Source organism: Psychrobacter sp. 1U2 (assembly GCF_051847575.1).
The window spans coordinates 1-675 of record NZ_JBPYDC010001189.1; the positions used below are offsets into that span (position 1 = coordinate 1).

The window sequence follows — 675 nt, forward strand, 5'->3', positions numbered from 1 at the left end:
TTCACGAATAGGTTTATCAATCGTATGAAAAACGCCAGGTCCTGACGCCATCATAAATAGCAGATGGGTATCCTCATACTCATCTGCTATCACATCATTGTTATACAAGGTTTGTAGCATGCAGCTTAATTGAGCACCTGAGCTTGAAAGGCCGGGTAGCTGGGTAATCTCAGTTAACGGAAAACGGCCACTGATATAGCCCTGAACTTGCGCCCCTATATCCACAGTACCCTTAGCAGTCGAATCATAAGTGATATCAGGTTTACTTAGAGTGGCTGAAGGATAAATCTCAACCTCTAGCCTCCCCTCTGAATCTGTTTCAATCTTTTTGGCCCACGGCTCAAACACATCAGTATGCAAAGCTGCTGTAGATGGCCAAAAGTGTGAGAACCTTAGCGTCGTAATTTCCTGCGTCGTAACATCTGCTGCGCCTGAATCGGTATTGACACCTTCCTCAGATTGATTAGAGCAGCCTGACATGCCTAATGCCATTAGCAAAGATAAAGGTATGGCGCCCCTTTTAATTTTAAAAAACATCTTCATCACATCCTTGTAGATAAATTAAAATCATGCAAACTTCTTGTATAAGGTTAGTCTATTATGATTATATAAACTAGGCTTTACACGCTGCACTAGCGTCTTTGGCTTTTTGATAGACTGTTTGGGCATCCAAGC

1 protein-coding gene is annotated in these 675 nt (G+C 42.4%); it reads right to left on the reverse strand.

The window, feature by feature from the left end; genetic code table 11:
- Positions 1–537: type 2 periplasmic-binding domain-containing protein (locus ACS8FD_RS21120; protein WP_459252166.1), on the reverse strand; the 537-nt coding region annotated here is incomplete at its 3' end.
- Positions 538–675 lie beyond the last annotated feature (138 nt).